General features: G+C 71.4%; 15 protein-coding genes. 8 read left to right on the top strand and 7 right to left on the bottom strand.

The genetic code is table 11. The features are described from left to right. Window positions 1-69 precede the first annotated feature (69 nt). On the bottom strand, window positions 70-1,494 hold the full coding sequence (glnA, locus tag M1D56_RS09500; protein WP_324014568.1) for a type I glutamate--ammonia ligase: 1,425 nt from the start codon (window positions 1,492-1,494) through the stop codon (window positions 70-72). 138 nt (window positions 1,495-1,632) lie between these two features. On the opposite strand from glnA, the gene M1D56_RS09495 reads away from it, so the two are divergent. Beyond that, complete coding sequence (locus tag M1D56_RS09495; protein ID WP_282977963.1) at window positions 1,633-2,064, top strand: RDD family protein; 432 nt, start codon at window positions 1,633-1,635, stop codon at window positions 2,062-2,064. A gap of 57 nt (window positions 2,065-2,121) precedes the next feature. Here M1D56_RS09495 and M1D56_RS09490 read toward each other — a convergent pair whose 3' ends face one another. Beyond that, a complete protein-coding gene (locus tag M1D56_RS09490; RefSeq protein ID WP_271172096.1) occupies window positions 2,122-2,826 on the bottom strand; it encodes a DUF4191 family protein in 705 nt (234 codons plus the stop codon). Window positions 2,827-2,969: 143 nt separating this feature from the next. Between M1D56_RS09490 and M1D56_RS09485 the strand changes: the two genes are divergently transcribed. Next, window positions 2,970-4,220 (top strand): hypothetical protein, encoded by a 1,251-nt coding sequence (locus M1D56_RS09485; protein WP_456283381.1) that lies wholly within the window; start codon window positions 2,970-2,972, stop codon window positions 4,218-4,220. A gap of 45 nt (window positions 4,221-4,265) precedes the next feature. Here M1D56_RS09485 and sucB read toward each other — a convergent pair whose 3' ends face one another. From sucB to M1D56_RS09470, 3 genes are all read right to left on the bottom strand, one after another. Continuing rightward, entirely contained in the window at window positions 4,266-6,014 is a 1,749-nt protein-coding gene (sucB, locus tag M1D56_RS09480) for a 2-oxoglutarate dehydrogenase, E2 component, dihydrolipoamide succinyltransferase (protein WP_456283379.1), read from the bottom strand. A gap of 67 nt (window positions 6,015-6,081) precedes the next feature. Continuing rightward, window positions 6,082-7,455 (bottom strand): dihydrolipoyl dehydrogenase, encoded by a 1,374-nt coding sequence (gene lpdA, locus M1D56_RS09475; protein ID WP_456283377.1) that lies wholly within the window; start codon window positions 7,453-7,455, stop codon window positions 6,082-6,084. Next, on the bottom strand, window positions 7,452-8,945 hold the full coding sequence (locus tag M1D56_RS09470; RefSeq protein ID WP_271172092.1) for a leucyl aminopeptidase: 1,494 nt from the start codon (window positions 8,943-8,945) through the stop codon (window positions 7,452-7,454). The genes lpdA and M1D56_RS09470 overlap by 4 nt, the downstream gene beginning before the upstream one ends. A gap of 74 nt (window positions 8,946-9,019) precedes the next feature. Between M1D56_RS09470 and M1D56_RS09465 the strand changes: the two genes are divergently transcribed. From M1D56_RS09465 to M1D56_RS09455, 3 genes are all read left to right on the top strand, one after another. Beyond that, window positions 9,020-9,955 carry a proteasome assembly chaperone family protein gene (locus M1D56_RS09465; protein WP_324014576.1) on the top strand — a complete coding sequence of 312 codons (936 nt, stop codon included), beginning with the start codon at window positions 9,020-9,022 and terminating at the stop codon, window positions 9,953-9,955. Between the two features lie 210 nt (window positions 9,956-10,165). Then, on the top strand, window positions 10,166-11,473 hold the full coding sequence (locus M1D56_RS09460) for an RNA polymerase sigma factor (RefSeq protein ID WP_456283375.1): 1,308 nt from the start codon (window positions 10,166-10,168) through the stop codon (window positions 11,471-11,473). Then, window positions 11,473-12,186, top strand: a complete 714-nt coding sequence (locus tag M1D56_RS09455) for a coenzyme F420-0:L-glutamate ligase (RefSeq protein WP_271172089.1) — start codon at window positions 11,473-11,475, stop codon at window positions 12,184-12,186. Before M1D56_RS09460 ends, M1D56_RS09455 begins: the two co-directional genes overlap by 1 nt. Window positions 12,187-12,241: 55 nt before the next feature. Here M1D56_RS09455 and M1D56_RS09450 read toward each other — a convergent pair whose 3' ends face one another. Next, window positions 12,242-13,264, bottom strand: a complete 1,023-nt coding sequence (locus tag M1D56_RS09450) for a sugar-transfer associated ATP-grasp domain-containing protein (RefSeq protein ID WP_324014577.1) — start codon at window positions 13,262-13,264, stop codon at window positions 12,242-12,244. A gap of 49 nt (window positions 13,265-13,313) precedes the next feature. Here M1D56_RS09450 and M1D56_RS09445 point away from each other — a divergent pair, with 49 nt between their 5' ends. Continuing rightward, entirely contained in the window at window positions 13,314-13,997 is a 684-nt protein-coding gene (locus M1D56_RS09445) for an alanine racemase (RefSeq protein ID WP_456283373.1), read from the top strand. Continuing rightward, the gene (locus M1D56_RS09440) at window positions 13,994-15,028 is read left to right on the top strand and encodes an alanine racemase (protein ID WP_456283372.1); all 1,035 of its coding nucleotides are present in this window, start codon (window positions 13,994-13,996) and stop codon (window positions 15,026-15,028) included. The genes M1D56_RS09445 and M1D56_RS09440 overlap by 4 nt, the downstream gene beginning before the upstream one ends. A gap of 60 nt (window positions 15,029-15,088) precedes the next feature. Here the strand turns inward: M1D56_RS09440 and M1D56_RS09435 are convergent, their stop codons facing one another. Next, window positions 15,089-15,304: a DUF7455 domain-containing protein gene (locus M1D56_RS09435; RefSeq protein WP_271172085.1), complete on the bottom strand. Its 216-nt coding sequence runs from the start codon at window positions 15,302-15,304 to the stop codon at window positions 15,089-15,091. 214 nt (window positions 15,305-15,518) lie between these two features. Here M1D56_RS09435 and M1D56_RS09430 point away from each other — a divergent pair, with 214 nt between their 5' ends. Beyond that, complete coding sequence (locus tag M1D56_RS09430; RefSeq protein ID WP_282977945.1) at window positions 15,519-17,600, top strand: DNA gyrase/topoisomerase IV subunit B; 2,082 nt, start codon at window positions 15,519-15,521, stop codon at window positions 17,598-17,600. Window positions 17,601-17,621 lie beyond the last annotated feature (21 nt).

The following is a 17,621-nucleotide window of genomic DNA, read 5'->3' as shown; positions in this document are numbered from 1 at the left end:
CGGCGCGAACGGCAGAGGGCCCACCTCCCAGGGATTCGGGAGGTGGGCCCTCTGCGGGCGGCGACGGGCTCAGACGCCGAAGTACAGCTCGTACTCGAAGGGGTGAGGACGCTGCGCGAGCGGCTTGATCTCGTTCTCCTCCTTGTACTCGATCCAGGTGTCGATGAGCTCCTGCGTGAACACGCCGCCCTCGAGGAGGAACGCGTGGTCCTCGCGGAGCGCGTCGAGCGAGTCCTGCAGCGAGTTCGGGACCTGGGGGATGCCCTTGGCCTCCTCGGCGGGGAGCTCGTACAGGTCCTTGTCGACCGGCTCGTGCGGCTCGATGCGGTTCTTGATGCCGTCGAGGCCGGCCATGAGCTGCGCGGCGAAAGCGAGGTACGGGTTGCCCGACGCGTCGGGGGCGCGGAACTCGATGCGCTTGGCCTTCGGGTTCGAGCCGGTGATCGGGATGCGGATGGCCGCGGAGCGGTTGCCGGCGGAGTAGACGAGGTTCACGGGAGCCTCGAAGCCCTTGACGAGACGGTGGTAGCTGTTCAGCGTCGGGTTCGTGAACGCGAGGACTGCGGGAGCGTGCGCGAGGATGCCGCCGATGTACCAGCGGGCGATGTCGCTCAGGCCGCCGTAGCCGGTCTCGTCGTAGAAGAGGGGCTTGCCGTCGGCCCACAGCGACTGGTGCGTGTGCATGCCGGAGCCGTTGTCGCCGAAGAGCGGCTTTGGCATGAAGGTCGCGACCTTGCCCCACTCCTCGGCCGTGTTCTTGACGATGTACTTGAACTTCAGGATGTCGTCGGCCGCGTGCACCATGGTGTCGAAGCGGTAGTTGATCTCCTGCTGGCCGCCCGTGCCCACCTCGTGGTGCGCGCGCTCGAGCTCGAGGCCGGCCTCGATGAGCTTGAGGCTGATGTCGTCGCGGAGGTCAGCCGTCTTGTCGACGGGGGACACCGGGAAGTAGCCGCCCTTGTACGGGGTCTTGTTGGCCAGGTTGCCGCCCTCTTCGGCGCGGCCCGTGTTCCACGCGCCCTCCTCGGAGTCCACCGAGTAGAAGCTCGCGTTCTGCTTCACCTCGTAGCGCACGTCGTCGAAGATGTAGAACTCGGCCTCGGGAGCGAAGTACGCGGTGTCGGCGATGCCGGTGGAGGCGAGGTACTTCTCGGCCTTCTTGGCGACCTGGCGCGGGTCCTTCGCGTAGATCTCGCCGTTGCGCGGGTTGTAGATGTCGAAGACCATCACGAGCGTCTTCGCCTCGCGGAACGGGTCGAGGTATGCCGTCGACACGTCGGGGATGAGCTGCATGTCCGACTCGTGGATGTTCGCGAACCCGCGGATCGAGGAGCCGTCGAAGAGCTGGCCGACCGTGAAGAACTCCTCGTCCACGGTGGAAGCCGGGATGTTGAAGTGCTGCTGGACGCCGGGAAGGTCCGTGAAGCGGATGTCGAGGAACTTGACGTCCTCGTCCTTGATGAACTTCAGGACCTCGGAGGAATCTTTGAACATTGAGGCTCCAGTTGTGGGATCTCGGGTGGGGCAATCCGTGGAACGGACGACGCGGCAAACCTACGGCTCCGGCGTTGCCTCGTCATGTCCCTTATGTTTCCGGCATGTTACACAGCCCGGTTCCTCTAGGCTCGTCGGGTGACATCCCCCACCCACGCCGACCACCCGGGGGCCAGCCTGGGCCTGCCGGCATCGGGCGCCGGCTCGATCGCCCGTCCTGGCCGCCGCATCGCCGCGCTCGCGATCGACTACGCGGCGGCGACCCTCATCGCATCCGCCTTCTTCGGGTACGACCAGTTCGCTCTGCCCAGCGAGGCCGGTCTCACGATGTTCACGCCGCTCATGGTATTCGCGGCGCTGCAGGTGCTCTTCATCCCCATGCTCGGCGGGAGCCCAGGGCACCGGCTCGTCGGCATGCGCCTGGTCCGAGCGGATGGCGCGTGGACGGGCGTCTGGCGGCCGATCGTGCGCACCGCGCTCCTCATGCTCGTGATCCCGGCCGTCGTGTGGGACCAGGACCAGCGGGGCCTGCATGACAAGGCCGCCGGGACGGTCCTCCTGCGCGCGTGACGCCTCTGACATGACGATGCCCTCGCCGCGCGGCGAGGGCATCGTCATGTCAGAGGATCAGCGCGGCCGCTGCGAGCGGACCTTCGTCGGGTCGATGCCCTTCGGGATGGGCAGCGACGTGATCGACTGCGACACCGACTCGATGCGCTGCAGCACGGCGCCCATCGTGGCGCGGTCGATCGCCTTCGGCAGGGCCTTGATCGTCTTCGCGAGCTGGTCGATCGGCACCTCGCCCTCGCCGTGGCCGACGTAGAACTCGTGGACCGGGACCCCCGACGCCACACGCTGGGCGCGCATCCGCTCGTCGCGCATGAGGCGCGTGAGCCGGCCCTTGGAGCCCTCTCCGACGACGACGATGCCGCCGCGGCCCACGGCGCGGTAGACCGCCTCCTGCGTCTTGGGGTTGATGCCGACCGGCATCTCCTCGCCGCGCCAGTTGCGGCCGAGCATGTTCGAGAGGACGTGGCCGCTGGCGCCGGGCATGCCGTCGAGCTTGCGGTACATCGCGCGCGTCGAGAAGCGCGTCATGGTCATCATGGCAGCGAGCGCGCCGACCATGAGTCCGGTGATGCCCCAGAGGAGGATGCCCCACCACTGCGGCTGCAGCAGGAAGCCGACGACGACGCCGAGGGCGACGCCGAGCACCACGATCCCGGCGAGCAGCCAGCCGAGCCAGGGGAAGGCCTCACGGGTGAACGTGAACAGTGACCTGATCTGCGAGAAGAAGCCGGGTCGCTTCTCGGCGGAAGTGCTGCGTGCCATGGGACAAGCCTACCGGCGCGCGGGTGCGCCCGAGTCCCGCTGAGTGGCCGACGACGCGTGCACAGGCGCCTCGGGACGGCGCGTCGGGCGCGTCGGCGCGATCCGCCGCGCGGCTCCCGGCTCCTGCGGGCGAGAGTGGGCGCATGGGGTGGGACGACGTGATCTCGGGGGAGCCGGGCATCTCCGAGGGGACAGGCGCGTATCGGCTGATCCGACACGTGGCTCCACCCGGTGCGCCGCTCGCGGGCGAGCTCGCGGCTGCCGGCGACGATGTGGTCCAGCTCGTGCGGACCGAAGCGGCGGAAGGGTGGGACGGATGGCGTGCCGCCGGCGCGCAGCACGTGCTCGCTCCCGTCGACATCGTGCGGCTTCCGGATGGCCACGCGCTCGCGCTGCCGTGGTGCGTCGCGCGCCTGGAGACCTGGCTCGCCGGACGGCTCGCACGCGGGCCGGCGCTCGCGGGCGGGGAGATCGTGACGCTCGCGGTGAGCGTCCTCCGCGGCGTGCAGGAGGCCTGGGCGGGCCGCGCGGGGGATGAGCACGGGCCGAGCGGCGAGTGGTGGCTCACCGACGAGGCGCGCCCGGTGCTCGCTCTCGGTGCCGGGGATGCCGCCGAGGCCTCCGCGCGGCGCGTGCTGGCGACCGTGAGCGAGGCATCGGGCGACCGCGTCGTGCGGCGCGCGCTCGACGAGTGCGCGACCGCGCTCGAGCGCCCGCGCGGGCTCCACCGCGCGCTCCCCGAGCTCGAGTCGCGGCTCTTCGACGCCTGCGCGCCGCGACCTCTGCTCCGAGCGGACGACGGCGCCGAGAACTCGGACGCGGCAGCCACGCCCGAACGGCGTCAGGGCGCGGACCAGCCGGACCGCGCGGCGATGCCAGCCTGGAGCGACTGGATCGACCGGCACGTCGATGCGGGCGTGGGGATGCTGGCGACGCGTGCGTGGGAGGGGCTGCGCGAGGGGGCGGCGCTCATCCGAGCCCGTCTGCGGCCGCGCGGCGCGCGCACGGGCTCGCGTCGCGCTCCGCTTCTCGTCGGAGGCGCATGCGCGGCCGCGGTCCTCCTCGCCGGAGCCCTGTGGCCGTCGGACGCGTCGCCCGGCGCGGGCGCCGCAGAGGAGCCGGCCGCGGCTGCCGAGCCGGCGGATGCCGCGGGCCGGCCCGAGAGCGAGCACGGCCCCGAGGCGGAAGGGGCCGACGACGAGACGCCCGAGCAGGCGACGGCGCGGCTCGTCGAGGGGGCGGATGACGCCACCGTGGCCCTTCTCGACGACTTCGGGGATGTCGCCGTCACCCGCGCCGTGGTGGACGGCGAGACCCGGCACGTCGTGCTCGAGCGGGTCGACGGCGCATGGCGCCTGCGCCAGGTCTACGACACGGCGAAGGGGGCCGGATGAACGCGGTGCGTCCATCCGGCCCCCTTCGCGCGGGGCGCGTCGACCTCAGATGCCGAGGTCGCCCGCGAAGTCCGCCGCCTCGAGGCGCGCCTTGACCGCCGACAGGAAGCGGGCGGCGTCCGCGCCGTCGATCGTGCGGTGGTCGTACGAGAGCGCGAGGTACACGTACGAGCGGATGCCGATGGCCTCGACCCCGTCGACCTTCACGACGCCGGGGCGCTTGAAGACGACGCCCGTGCCGAGGATCGCCGACTGCGGCAGGAACACGACCGGCGTGTCGAACAGCGCGCCGCGCGATCCGGTGTTCGTCAGGGTGAAGGTGCCGCCCGAGAGCTCGTCCGGCTTCAGCTTGTTGTCGCGCGTGCGCGCGGCGAGGTCGGCGATCTCGTGGGCGATCTGCGCGAGATTCTTCGACCCGGCGTCGCGGACGACCGGGGTGAGGAGACCGCGCTCGGTGTCGACCGCGATGGAGAGGTTCTCCGTCGGCGGGTAGACGATGTTGTTCTCGCCGTCGACCGTCGCGTTGACGATCGGGTACGCCTGCAGCGCCTCGGCCGCGGCGAGGGCGAAGAACGGCAGGAACGACAGCTTGTCGCCGGTCTTCTCGAGGAACGTGCCCTTGACCTCGTCGCGGAAGGCGGCGAGCTTCGTGACGTCGACCTCGACGACCGTGGTCAGCTGAGCGGTCTTCTGCATCGACTCGACGGCGCGCGACGCCAGCACCTTGCGCAGGCGCGACATCGGGGCGGTCGTGCCGCGCAGCGGCGACGGCTCGGGCTTGACCGCCGCAGCGGCAGCCGGCGCGGCAGCCGGAGCGGCGGCAGCGCCCTCCGCGGCCTTGAGGACGTCCTCCTTGCGGATGCGGCCGCCGACGCCCGTGCCCTTCACCGTGGACAGGTCGACATTGTTCTGCGCCGCGAGACGGCGCACGAGCGGCGTCACGTAGAGCTTCTCGTCCTCGCCGGCGGGCGCGGCCGGCGCCGCAGGCGCGGCCGGAGCAGCAGCCGGAGCGGGAGCAGCCGGGGCGGCGGGAGCAGCAGCCGGAGCAGGAGCAGCCGGGGCGGCGGGAGCAGCGGCAGCCGGCGCCGGAGCGGCGGGGGCGGGGGCCGCAGGCGCCTCGGCCTCGGCGGGGGCCGCGGGGGCGGCAGCCGGGGCGGCGGGAGCAGCCGGGGCTCCGCTGCCGACGCGAGCGAGCACCGACCCGACCTCGACCGTCTCGTCCTCCTGGACGAGGATCTCCTGGACCGTGCCGGCGACCGGCGACGGGATCTCGGTGTCGACCTTGTCCGTGGAGATCTCCAGCAGCGGCTCGTCGACCTCGACGGAGTCGCCGACCTGCTTGAGCCAGCGGGTGACGGTGCCCTCGGTCACGCTCTCGCCCAGCTCGGGGAGCACGACGTCGGAGGAGTCGCCGCTCGCGGCGGGCGCGGCCGCGGGAGCCTCCGCGGCAGGCGCAGCCTGGGCGGTCGGAGCCTCCGCGGGGGCAGCCTGGGCGGGGGCGGCCTCGGCGGGCGCCGCCTCGGCCGCCGGTGCCGCAGGAGCCTCGGCCGCGCCGGAGCCGTCGCCGACACGGGCGAGCTCAGCACCGACCTCGACCGTCTCGTCCTCCTGCACGAGGATGGTCTCCAGGACGCCGCTCACCGGCGAGGGGATCTCGGTGTCGACCTTGTCGGTCGACACCTCGAGAAGCGGCTCGTCCGCTGCGACGGTGTCACCGACCTGCTTCAGCCAGCGGGTGACCGTACCCTCGGTCACGCTCTCTCCGAGAGCGGGGAGGACGACGGAAGTGCTCATGTCAGGAGTCTCCTTCGGAATGTCGAATTCTTGTCTAGCTTAGTGTTGTTGGGGTCCGGGGGCGGCGTCACAGCGCGTGGAGCGGCTTGCCCGCGAGCGCCAGGAAGGCCTCGCCGAGCGCTTCGCTCTGCGTCGGATGCGCATGGATGAGGGGCGCCAGGTCGTCGGGGTGGGCTTCCCACGCGACGGCCAGCTGGCCCTCGGTGATGAGCTCGCCCACGCGGTCGCCGATGAGGTGCACGCCGAGGACGGGGCCGTCCTTGCGGCGCACGACCTTCACGAGTCCGCCGGTCCCGATGATCTCGCTCTTCGCGTTGCCCGCGAGATTGAACTCGGCGGTCTCGATCCCGTCGACGCCGTGCTCCGCGATCGCCTGCGCCTCGGTCACGCCGACAGAGGCGAGCTCGGGGTGGGAGTAGGTCACGCGGGGGAGCTGGGCATCGGGAACCGGGGCGCTCGCGAGACCCGCGATGCGCTCGGCGACGGCGATGCCCTGCTGGAAGCTGCGGTGGGCCAGCTGCAGGCCCGGCACGATGTCGCCCACGGCCCACACGCCGCGTGCGCTCGTGCGCAGCTCGTCGTCGACGACGACGAAGCCGCGATCCCGCCGGACGCCGGCCTCGTCGAGACCGAGGCCGTCGGTCGCGGGGCCGCGACCGACGGCGACGAGCAGCACGTCGGCCGTGTGCGTCTCGCCGTTCTCGAGCGTCACGGTGACGGCGTCGGCGGTCTGCGACGCCGACGCGAAGCGGACGCCGAGCGAGGTGCGGATGCCGCGGCGGCGGTAGGCGCGCTCGAGACCCTTGCTGAGCGCGATGTCCTCGTTGGGCGCGAGATGCTCGAGGGCCTCCACGATCGTCACTTCGGCGCCGAAAGACCGCCAGACGCTCGCGAACTCGACGCCGATCACCCCGCCGCCGAGGATGATCGCGCTCGACGGGATCTCATCCAGGGCGAGGGCGCCCTCGCTCGCCATGATCCGGCCCCCGAGCTCGAGCCCGGGCAGCGTCCGGCTGTACGAGCCCGTCGCGAGGACGACGTCCTGCGCACGCAGGAGATCGTCGCCGACGCGGACGGCCGGGCCCGCCTCGAGACGCCCCTCGCCGGCGACGACCGTGATGCCGCGCGCCTTGATGAGGCCCTCGAGGCCCTTGTGCTTCTTCGCCACGATGCCGTCGCGGTAGGCCGCCACCTGCGCGGCGTCGATGCCCGAGAGCTCGGCGGTCACGCCGAACTCGGCCGCGCCGCGCACGGTGTCGGCGACCTCCGCCGCGTGCAGCAGCGCCTTCGTGGGGATGCACCCCCGATGCAGGCAGGTGCCGCCGACCTTGTCCTTCTCCACGATCGCCACGCGCTTGCCGAGCTCGGCGGCGCGCAGCGCGGCGGCGTAGCCGCCGCTGCCGCCGCCGAGGACGACGACGTCGAAGACCTGCTCGGTCATCGCACCTCACCCCCCGCCGCGACGAAGTCGATGAGCGCGCGGACGGTGGCGCCGGTCGGACCCTTGTCCGTGAAGCCGAAGGCGCTGCCGGTGCTCATCGACGAGCCCGCGATGTCGAGGTGCACCCACGGGATGCGCGGGGCGTCGTCTCCCTCGCCGGTGCGGCCCACGAAGCGCTGCAGGAACAGCCCCGCGAAGAGCGCGCCGCCCGCGCGGTTCCCGACGTTCGCGTTGCGCATGTCGGCCACACGCGACTCGAGCTCCTCGGCGATGTGCTCGGGCAGGGGGAGCGCCCACGCGAGCTCGCCGGTCCGATCGGCGGAGCGGAGGAACGCGTCGACAGCGTCGCCGTGCCCCATCACGCCCGTGTGGCGCGTGCCGAGGGCGACGATCATCGCCCCGGTGAGGGTCGCGACGTCGACGATGACATCGGGGTTCTCCCTGCTCGCGGCGATGAGGCCGTCGGCGAGCACGAGCCGCCCCTCCGCGTCGGTGTTGGTCACCTCGACGGTCGTGCCGTCGGCCATCACGAGCACGTCGCCGGGGCGCGTCGCGCGACCGGACGGCATGTTGTCGGCGATGCACATCCACGCCGTCACCCGCACGGGAAGCTCGAGCTGGGCGGCGGCGCGGACGACCGCGAGCACCTCGGCGGCGCCCGTCATGTCCTCCTGCATGCCGACCATCGACGCCGCGGGCTTCAGAGAGAGCCCGCCCGTGTCGAAGGTGATGCCCTTGCCGACGAGCGCGATGTGGCGCTCCGCGCCCGCCGGGGCGTAGTCGAGGCGGACGAGGCGCGGCGGCCGGTCGGATCCCTTCCCGACGCCGAGGATGCCGCCGAAGCCGGCCTCCGCGAGAGCGCTCTCGTCCCACACGGTGACGTCGATCGGCAGACCCTGCGTCGTCTCGACGGCCGTGTCGGCCAGCTGCGCAGGGCTCTGCCACTCGGCGGGCGTCGACACGAGGTCCTTCACGAGGGCGACGGCCTCGGCTCCTGCGCGCACCGCGGCGAGGGCCGCGTCGTCCGCGCCTTCCGGCGCGTGCACGACGACGCGCGACGCCCGACGGCGCTTGTCCTTCTTGTCCTGCGAGTCGGACTTGTATCCCGCGAACGCGTATCCGCCGAGCGCCGCGCCCTCGGCGGCCGCGCGCCATCCGTCCTCCACCTCGGCGGCGACGGAGACGGCGATCGTGTCGAAGCCCGTGAGCGAGCGGATGGCCGTCCCCACGGCGTCGCGGACGGCGTCCGCATCGGGGCGCCGCCCGAGGCCGACCACCGCGAGCGGGGCGTCCGAGAAGCCCGGCGCGTAGACCCGCGCGAACGCGTTGCGGGCCCCCGTGAAGCCGATGGCATCGAGCGCGGGGAGGAGGTCGGCGAGCCCGGCCGGCCCCGGCCCGTCGCCCGTCAGATCGGGGATCGCGATCACGAGGGCATCGGCGCCCTCTGCGGGGAACGTGGCTGCGGACAGCTCGATCTCGGGGTGAGGCATTCCTCCATCCTAGGTTCGCGCTCGCCCCACCCGACGACCGCCCGCGCGGGCCGTGCGACTCGTAGCATGGAGGAATGCCCGCTCATCGAGATCTCTTCGAACGACTCGCCGACGCCCCCGTGGTTCCCGGTGGCCTGCCGCTCGTCGTGCTCCTGACCGGGTTCACCGACGCCGGCGGCGCCGTGTCGGGCGCGATCGACTACATGCGGGAGGACCTCGATCCGCACGTCATCGCGGTGTTCTCGAACGACGTGCTCCTCGACTACCGGGCGCGTCGCCCGATCGTCACCTTCGACAAGGACCACCTGACCGAATTCCGCCCGCCGCGTCTCGAGCTCTCCCTCGTCCACGACGCGCTCGGCCAGCCCTTCCTCCTCCTGTCCGGGTACGAGCCCGACTTCGTGTGGGACGCGTTCGCCGAGACCGTGATCGCCTTCGCGCGCGAATTCGACGTGTCGGGGCTCACCTGGGTGCACGCGATCGCGATGCCGGTCCCGCACACCCGCGAGCTGGGCGTCACAGTGAGCGGCAACCGCACCGAGCTGATCGCCGCGCAGTCGATCTGGCAGCCCCGCACGCAGGTGCCGGCGACCGCGGGGCACCTCCTGGAGTATCGTGCGTCGGCCGCCGGGCTGCTCGTGGCCGGGTTCGTCCTCCTCGTGCCGCACTACCTCGCCGAGACCGACTACCCCGCGGCGACGCTGTCGGCGATCGACCGGATCGCGTCGTCCACGGGGCGCGTGTTCGATCTCGACGGACTCCGCGACGACAACCTCGAGTACCTCGCGAAGGTCGAGGAGCAGATCCACGGCAACGACGAGCTCGCGCGGATGGTGACGGGGCTCGAGGAGCGATACGACGCCTACATGGCCAATCTGTCGGACGGCGGAGCGCCGAGCTCGGCCGGCCTCATCCACGAGAGCGACATCCCGAGCGCCGACGAGCTCGCCGCCGAGCTCGAGCGGTACCTCGCCTCCCGTCCGAACGGCGACGAGGACAAGCCGAACTGACCCCGCCGGGAATGTGGGCGGGGGCCGGGCTGTTTCCCTCATCGGAGCGGATCGAGCCGCGGCGGAGGACGCGGCTCAGGTATGAGAGAATGAGTGCACGACCCGTTGTCGAGTCCGTGCTGTCGAGGCGCGGGACTTGACAAGGGTCTTACTAGTGCCCGAAGACACCCGGGGGCGACGCGCGCAGCGCCGTCGGTGAAAGGCGAGAACGTGACAACTGCCACGAAGGCTTCGCGGAGTACCGCGAAGAAGGACGAAGCCGCCGCGGAAGAGGTCGTCGACGAGACGGCTCAGGGCTCCACGGCGAAGAAGACGACCAAGAAGACCGCAGCGAAGACCGCGTCGACGAAGAAGACGAAGGCGGCCAAGAGCACAGCGAAGAAGGGGTCCGACGAGGACGCCGAGATCGAGGAGGACGTCGACGTCGAGGACATCGACGTGGACGCCGACGCGGAGACCGACGCCGACGAGGTGAAGGACGACGCCAAGGGCGACGAGAAGGACGAGAAGAAGCCGGCCGTCGAGCCGCTTCCGACCGGCGCGATCGTCATCAGCTCGAGCGACGAGGAGGACGTTCCCGTCTACTCGACGCAGATCACGGGCGCGACGGCCGACCCCGTCAAGGACTACCTGAAGCAGATCGGCAAGGTGCCCCTCCTCAACGCGGCGGAGGAGGTCGACCTCGCGATGCGCATCGAGGCCGGTCTGTTCGCCGAGGAGAAGCTCTCCAAGATGTCGGCCGCCGAGAAGTCGAGCCAGCTCGGCCTCGACCTCCAGTGGGTCGCGCGCGACGGCCAGCGGGCGAAGAGCCACCTGCTCGGCGCCAACCTGCGCCTCGTCGTCTCGCTCGCGAAGCGCTACACGGGCCGCGGCATGCAGTTCCTGGACCTCATCCAGGAGGGCAACCTCGGTCTCATCCGCGCGGTCGAGAAGTTCGACTACACCAAGGGCTTCAAGTTCTCGACTTATGCGACGTGGTGGATCCGCCAGGCGATCACGCGCGCGATGGCCGACCAGGCGCGCACCATCCGCATCCCGGTCCACATGGTCGAGGTCATCAACAAGCTCGCCCGCGTCCAGCGGCAGATGCTGCAGGACCTCGGTCGCGAGCCCACGCCCGAGGAGCTCTCCAAGGAGCTCGACATGACCCCCGAGAAGGTCATCGAGGTCCAGAAGTACGGTCGCGAGCCCATCTCGCTGCACACGCCCCTCGGCGAGGACGGCGACAGCGAGTTCGGCGATCTCATCGAGGACACCGAGGCCGTGGTCCCCGCGGACGCGGTGGGCTTCACGATGCTGCAGCGTCAGCTCGAGAGCCTGCTCGACTCGCTCTCCGAGCGCGAGGCCGGCGTCATCCGCATGCGCTTCGGTCTCGGCGACGGGCAGCCCAAGACGCTCGACCAGATCGGCGACACCTTCGGCGTGACGCGCGAGCGCATCCGCCAGATCGAGTCGAAGACCATGGCGAAGCTGCGCCACCCGAGCCGCTCGCAGTCGCTCCGGGACTACCTCGAGTGATGGCGGAGGCGAACGAGGGCAAGCACCTCGAGGTCGAGGTCGACGGCGTCCGCTACGCGCGCATCCCCCTGCGCACGAAGGTGGTCATGCCGGATGACGAGATCGACGCGATCATCGCGGAGTACGCGAAGGACGCCGTCGAGCCGGGAGACCTCCTGTTCGTGACGGAGAAGATCGTCGCGATCACGCAGGGCCGCTCGTACATGATGGACGAGATCCGGCCGCGGAAGCTGGCGACCTTCCTCTCGAAGTACGTCACGAAGACCGCGTACGGCATCGGCCTGGGCATCCCCGAGACGATGGAGATGGCGCTGCGCGAGGTCGGCACGCCGCGCATCCTCTTCGCGGCCGCCGTGTCGGCCGTGACGAAGCTCCTCGGCCGCCGCGGCGACTTCTACCGCATCGCGGGAGACAAGGCGCGCGCGATCGACGGGCCGACCCCCGGCACCATCCCGCCCTACAACCGGGCGGTCGTGCTCGGCCCCGAGCGTCCGCGCGAGGTCGCCGAGCACGTGCGCTCGCTGCTCGGGGTGGACGCCGACGTCGCCGTGGTCGACATCAACGACATCGGCGGGAACATCCTCGGCTCGACGCTCGACAAGGCCGGCGAGAAGCGCCTCGTGCGCATCCTCGGCGACAACCCGCTCGGGCAGGGGCACCAGTCGACCCCGCTCGGCATCATCCGGAAGGTCACCGCGCCGGCCGGTCGCTGATCAGACGCGCGAGAACGGGCCGGACCCCTCGGGGTCCGGTCCGTTCTGCGTTCCGTCAGAAGCCGATCGCCGCGCGGTAGCGGGGCTTGTGCCCCGTGCGGATGCCCGTCACGGACGGCTTGTTCTCGTAGACGCCGGCGCCCCAGTTGCCCTCGACGAGCACGGGGCCGTCGGGGGAGACGACGACGTCCCAGCCCACGTACTGCACCTGCGGCACGATGCGCGCGACCTGGTCGATGAACGCGCGCACCTCCTCCATGAACGGCAGCTGGAACTGCGCGATCGGGAAGCCCGTGTCGGGGTGCTTCTCGTGGACGTGGCCGTGGGAGTCGTACCCCGCGCCGATCGCGTGCCCCGCGTCGTCGAGCATCGTGTAGAAGCCGCCGAACGACATCTGGTCGCTCACCGCTCCGCGGCCGAACTTCTGCGCGATCGCGAGGATGTGTACGTCGCTTCCGTCGTTGAACGCCGTGATGCGCGTCGTGTTGACCGTTCCGGGGCAGACGGCGGCGAGGTCCGGATGCTGCACGATGACCTCCTCGAGGAGGATCTCGTCGCGCTCGAGGAGACCGCGGTGGAACGCCGCCCAGTCCTGCACCTCCTCGGCGTGGTAGCGGTGCACTCCGAGGCCCATGTGGCTCACGGGCACCTTGGCGACGATCGTGCCGTGCTTCTCGACGAACGCGCGGACCGCGTCCGCGTTCCCCGCCTCGACGACGAGCCACTCGCGCCGCAGGAAGCGGTCGAAGCGCCGGTTGAACTCGATCTTGTTCTCGAAGAGGACGCGGTGGTCGGGGTGCGCGTACTTCGCGGCGAGCTGCATCGACACCGGGTGGGTCATGAACGTCGCCCGCTCCTCGCGCGTGAGGATCGCGAAGTCGTAGTCGACGTAGTCCTGGAACGCGACGTCGCGCCGTGCGGCGGACCACAGCATGTCGGCGACGACGAGCGGGACCGCCTTGCCGTGCTGCTCGTGCACCTCCTTGGCGCGTTCGATCACCGACCCGACGTCGATGCGGCGCGCGCGCTCCACGAGGTAGCGGAGCTTGGGGCCGAGGCTCAGGCCGGTCGAGGGCATACGGGCGTCCTCCAGGTCGCTTGCGATGGGCCTGGCTAGTCTAGATCGGGTGACTTCGCAGCGCCTTCGGACGTCCGCGCCCCGCGCGCGCGTGTCGGCAGCGGCCCTGGCCGCGAACCTGCGTGACACGCCGCCCGACGCGATCGGCGACGTCCGGCGCGATGCGTGGGGCCACGGCCTCGTCACCGTGGCGCGCGCCCTGCACGCGGCGGGTGTCCGCGCGGTGCGCGCGGACGCGCCGGATGTCGCGATCGTCGAGGATCTCGGCCTCGTCGTGACCGCCGAAGAGCCGACGCTGCCCATGGCCCGCGTCCTGGGCCTTCCCGGCTCCGGCGGACAGCCGGTCCTGTCGCTCGCTTCGCGCGTCCTGTCGACGAAGCCGCTCCTCGCGGGCGAGGGCGTGTCGTACGGCTTCGTCCACCGCGCGCCCGCCGACACGCAGATCGCGCTCGTCCCCGGCGGGTACGCGCAGGGCGTCGTGCGCGCGCTCGGCAGCCGCGCACACGTCGACATCCGCGGACGCCGCTGCGCGATCGTCGGGCGCGTCGCGATGGACGTGTGCGTCGTGGACGTCGGCGGGGCGGATGGCGCGCAGCCGGGCGACGAGGTCGTCTTCTTCGGATCGGGCGCTGTGCGCGACGAGATCGCGGAGTGGACGACGGTGACGGGTCTGACGGCCGCCGAGCTGGTGGCGCGGGTCGGCCTCGGCGTGGAGAGGGAGGTCGTCGCGTGAGCGCCCTGCGGATCGATCTGGGCAGGTTCCGGGAGAACGTGCGCGCCGTCAGGGCCCGCGTCGCGCCGGCCGACCTCATGGTGGTCGTCAAGGACGACGCCTACGCCCACGGCGTGGAGGCCATCGCGGACGCGGCCGCCGCGGAGGGCGTGCGCTGGCTCGGCGCATTCGACATCGCGACCGGCGTGCGCGCCAAGGCCGTGACCGGCGACCGCGCGCGGGTGTTCTCGTGGCTGACCGTCGACGAGGACGAGATCGCGGAGGCCCTCGAGGCGGGCGTCGAGCTCGGCGTGGGCGACGCGGGCTATCTCGAGCGCGTCGGCCGCGTGGCCGCCGCCCGCGGCGAGACCGCGGTCGTCCACCTCAAGATCGACACGGGCCTCCACCGCAACGGCGTGCGCGTCGAGGCGTGGCCGGCGTTCGCGGCCCGCGCGGCCGCGCTCGAGGCGGAGAACGAGGTGCGGGTCGCCGGGATCTGGAGCCACATCGCCGAGGCGAGCGACGAGGAGGACGACGCCGCGCGCGCTCTCTTCGACGAGGCGGTCGCGGCGGCGCGAGCGGCCGGCCTGCGGCCCGAGGTGCGCCACCTCGCGGCCAGCGCGGCCGCGTGGCATCGCGCGGAGTTCCGGTGCGACCTCGTCCGGGTCGGCGCCTTCTGCTACGGCATCCGCTCGGCCGAGGGGCCGGAGATCCCCGGCACCGCGCCATCCGCCTCCCTCGTGAGCGAGGTGACCGCGGTGCACGGCGACACGGTCGAGGTGGGCGTCGGCTCGCTCGACGGCCTGTTCTCCACGCTCGCCGGTCGGATGTCGGTGGGCACGCCCGCGGGCGCGCGCCGGCTGCGCGCGGTGCGCGAGACGACGTCGACGATCGACGGATGGGACGGCGCGGCCGTCGGCGACGAGGTCGTGCTGTTCGGCGCGGGCGATCGCGGCGAGAGCACGTCGACGACCATCGCCGAGGCGATCGGCACGGTCGGCGAGGAGCCCCTCCTGCGCGTGTCGCCCCTCACCCCGCGCGTGTACGTCTGAGGCGCGGGAACGGCGAAGCGCCCGCCCCCTCACGGGGACGGGCGCCTCGGAAGCCTGGTGTCAGTCCGTCTCGGCGAGACGGGCCGTCTCGTCGAGCCACGAGGTCGCCACGGCGCGCAGCTTCTCCTCGTACTTGCGACCGTGGTGGGCGCAGTAGAGCAGCTGGCTGCCGTTGACCTCGGCGGCGATGTACGCCTGCGCCCCGCAGCTGTCGCAGCGGTCGGCCGCGGTGAGACGGTACGAGACAGGGGCTTCGGGTGTGGATGTCGCGGTCATGGTCTGCCTCCCTGTTCGAACCTGTCGATCTCGGTCTCGACTCTTCCGATTCACTGTATGAAACCACGGGGACCTCGGAATCATGCCCGCATGGCCGCATGTTTCGCTCTGCGCGTACGGGCTGGACGCGAGCGCGCCGGATGTCCTCGTGGGAGCGCGCATCGGGGGAGTGTCGCAGGCTCTTCCGGGCACGTCGAAAGTATGATCGAAGATCGTGACCTCCGAGTACTCCGCTCATCATCTCCAGGTGCTGGAAGGCCTCGAGGCCGTCCGCAAGCGCCCCGGCATGTACATCGGGTCGAACGGATCGCCCGGCCTCATGCACTGCCTGTGGGAGATCATCGACAACGCCGTGGACGAGGCGGTCGCCGGCAACGGCACGCGCATCGACGTCATCCTGCACGGCGACGGCAGCGTCGAGGTCCAGGACCGCGGCCGCGGCGTGCCGGTCGACGTCGAGCCCCGCACGGGCCTGTCCGGCGTCGAGGTCGTCTACACGAAGCTCCACGCGGGCGGGAAGTTCGGCGGCGGCTCGTACGCCGCCTCCGGCGGACTCCACGGCGTCGGCGCGTCGGTCGTGAACGCCCTGTCCGAGCGCCTCGACGTCGAGGTCGACCGCGACGGCAGGACCTGGGCGATGTCGTTCCACCGCGGCGAGCCCGGGCGCTTCGCGGACACCGGCGAGCCGACGCCCGAGGCACCGTTCACGCCCTTCGAGGAGCGCAGCGAGCTGCGCGTCGTCGGCAAGGTCGCCAAGGGCGTCACCGGCACGCGTGTGCGGTACTGGGCCGACCGGCAGATCTTCACGAAGGATGCGGCGTTCCAGGTCGACGAGCTCGTCACGCGCGCGCGGCAGACGGCGTTCCTCGTGCCGGGGCTCGAGATCGTGATCCGCGACGAGCGCGGAGACGAGCCGACGGAGACGTCGTACCGCTTCGACGGCGGCATCTCCGAGTTCGTGCACTTCCTCGCGACCGACGCGCCCGTGACCGACGACTGGCGCTTCCAAGGCTCCGGCACGTACACCGAGACGGTGCCGATGCTGCAGCCCGACGGATCGATGCGATCCACGGATGTCCAGCGCGAGTGCAGCGTCGACATCGCGCTGCGCTGGGGCACGGGGTACGACACGATCATCCGCTCGTTCGTCAACATCATCTCCACACCCAAGGGCGGCACGCACCAGCAGGGCTTCGAGCAGGAGCTGCTCAAGCAGCTGCGCGCGGAGGTCGAGAAGAACGCACGGCGTCTCAAGGTCGGCCAGAACGACCGCATCGAGAAGGACGACGTGCTGGCCGGTCTCACGGCGGTCCTCACGGTGTCGGTGCCGGAGCCGCAGTTCGAGGGCCAGACGAAGGAGGTGCTCGGGACGCCCGCCGTCCGCGCGATCGTCGCGAAGGTCGTCCGCGAGGGCCTCAAGGAGCGCTTCACCTCGACGCGCCGCGACGACAAGAACCAGACGTCGATGCTCCTCGACAAGGTCGTCGCCGAGATGAAGGCACGTGTGTCGGCGCGCGCCCACAAGGAGACGCAGCGCCGCAAGAACGCGCTCGAGAGCTCGTCGCTCCCGGCCAAGCTCATCGACTGCCGCTCGAGCGACGTGTCGAACTCCGAGCTGTTCATCGTCGAGGGCGATTCGGCGCTCGGCACGGCCCGCCGCGCTCGCGACAGCGAGTTCCAGGCCCTTCTGCCCATCCGCGGGAAGATCCTCAACACGCAGAAGGCCTCGATCGGCGACATGCTCTCGAACGCCGAGTGCGCCTCGATCATCCAGGTCGTAGGCGCGGGCTCCGGGCGGACGTTCGACATCGACGCCGCGCGCTACGGCAAGGTCATCATGATGAGCGACGCCGACGTCGACGGCGCGCACATCCGCACCCTGCTGCTGACCCTCTTCTACCGGTACCTCCGGCCCCTCATCGAGCACGGCAGGGTGTACGCGGCCGTTCCGCCGCTGCACCGCGTGATCGTCATGAACCCCGGCTCGAAGCCCAATGAGACGATCTACACCTACAGCGACGCCGAGCTCACGCGCCTCCTCGCGCGACTGCAGAAGCAGGGCAAGCGCTGGCAGGAGCCCATCCAGCGCTACAAGGGACTCGGCGAGATGGACGCGGACCAGCTCGCGGAGACGACGATGCAGCGCGACGGCCGCCTCCTGCGCCGCGTGCGCATGGAGGACGCCGAGGCCGCGGGCCGCGTGTTCGAGATGCTCATGGGCAACGAGGTCGCCCCGCGCCGCGAGTTCATCATCGACTCCGCCGACCGCCTGGACCGCGAGTCGATCGACGTCTAGGACGGGCGCTCGGTCGAGCGC

It is taken from the genome of Microbacterium sp. JZ101 (genome assembly GCF_053903175.1).
This window is presented reverse-complemented; position numbering and strand designations above follow the sequence as displayed.

Coding starts and splice junctions, on each gene's coding strand:
- sucB (WP_456283379.1), bottom strand. CDS start 6,014: ATGAGCACTTCCGTCGTCCTCCCCGCTCTCGGAGAGAGCGTGACCGAG.
- M1D56_RS09455 (WP_271172089.1), top strand. CDS start 11,473: ATGGCGGAGGCGAACGAGGGCAAGCACCTCGAGGTCGAGGTCGACGGC.
- M1D56_RS09465 (WP_324014576.1), top strand. CDS start 9,020: ATGCCCGCTCATCGAGATCTCTTCGAACGACTCGCCGACGCCCCCGTG.
- lpdA (WP_456283377.1), bottom strand. CDS start 7,455: ATGACCGAGCAGGTCTTCGACGTCGTCGTCCTCGGCGGCGGCAGCGGC.
- M1D56_RS09435 (WP_271172085.1), bottom strand. CDS start 15,304: ATGACCGCGACATCCACACCCGAAGCCCCTGTCTCGTACCGTCTCACC.
- M1D56_RS09470 (WP_271172092.1), bottom strand. CDS start 8,945: ATGCCTCACCCCGAGATCGAGCTGTCCGCAGCCACGTTCCCCGCAGAG.
- M1D56_RS09450 (WP_324014577.1), bottom strand. CDS start 13,264: ATGCCCTCGACCGGCCTGAGCCTCGGCCCCAAGCTCCGCTACCTCGTG.
- glnA (WP_324014568.1), bottom strand. CDS start 1,494: ATGTTCAAAGATTCCTCCGAGGTCCTGAAGTTCATCAAGGACGAGGAC.
- M1D56_RS09490 (WP_271172096.1), bottom strand. CDS start 2,826: ATGGCACGCAGCACTTCCGCCGAGAAGCGACCCGGCTTCTTCTCGCAG.
- M1D56_RS09485 (WP_456283381.1), top strand. CDS start 2,970: ATGGGGTGGGACGACGTGATCTCGGGGGAGCCGGGCATCTCCGAGGGG.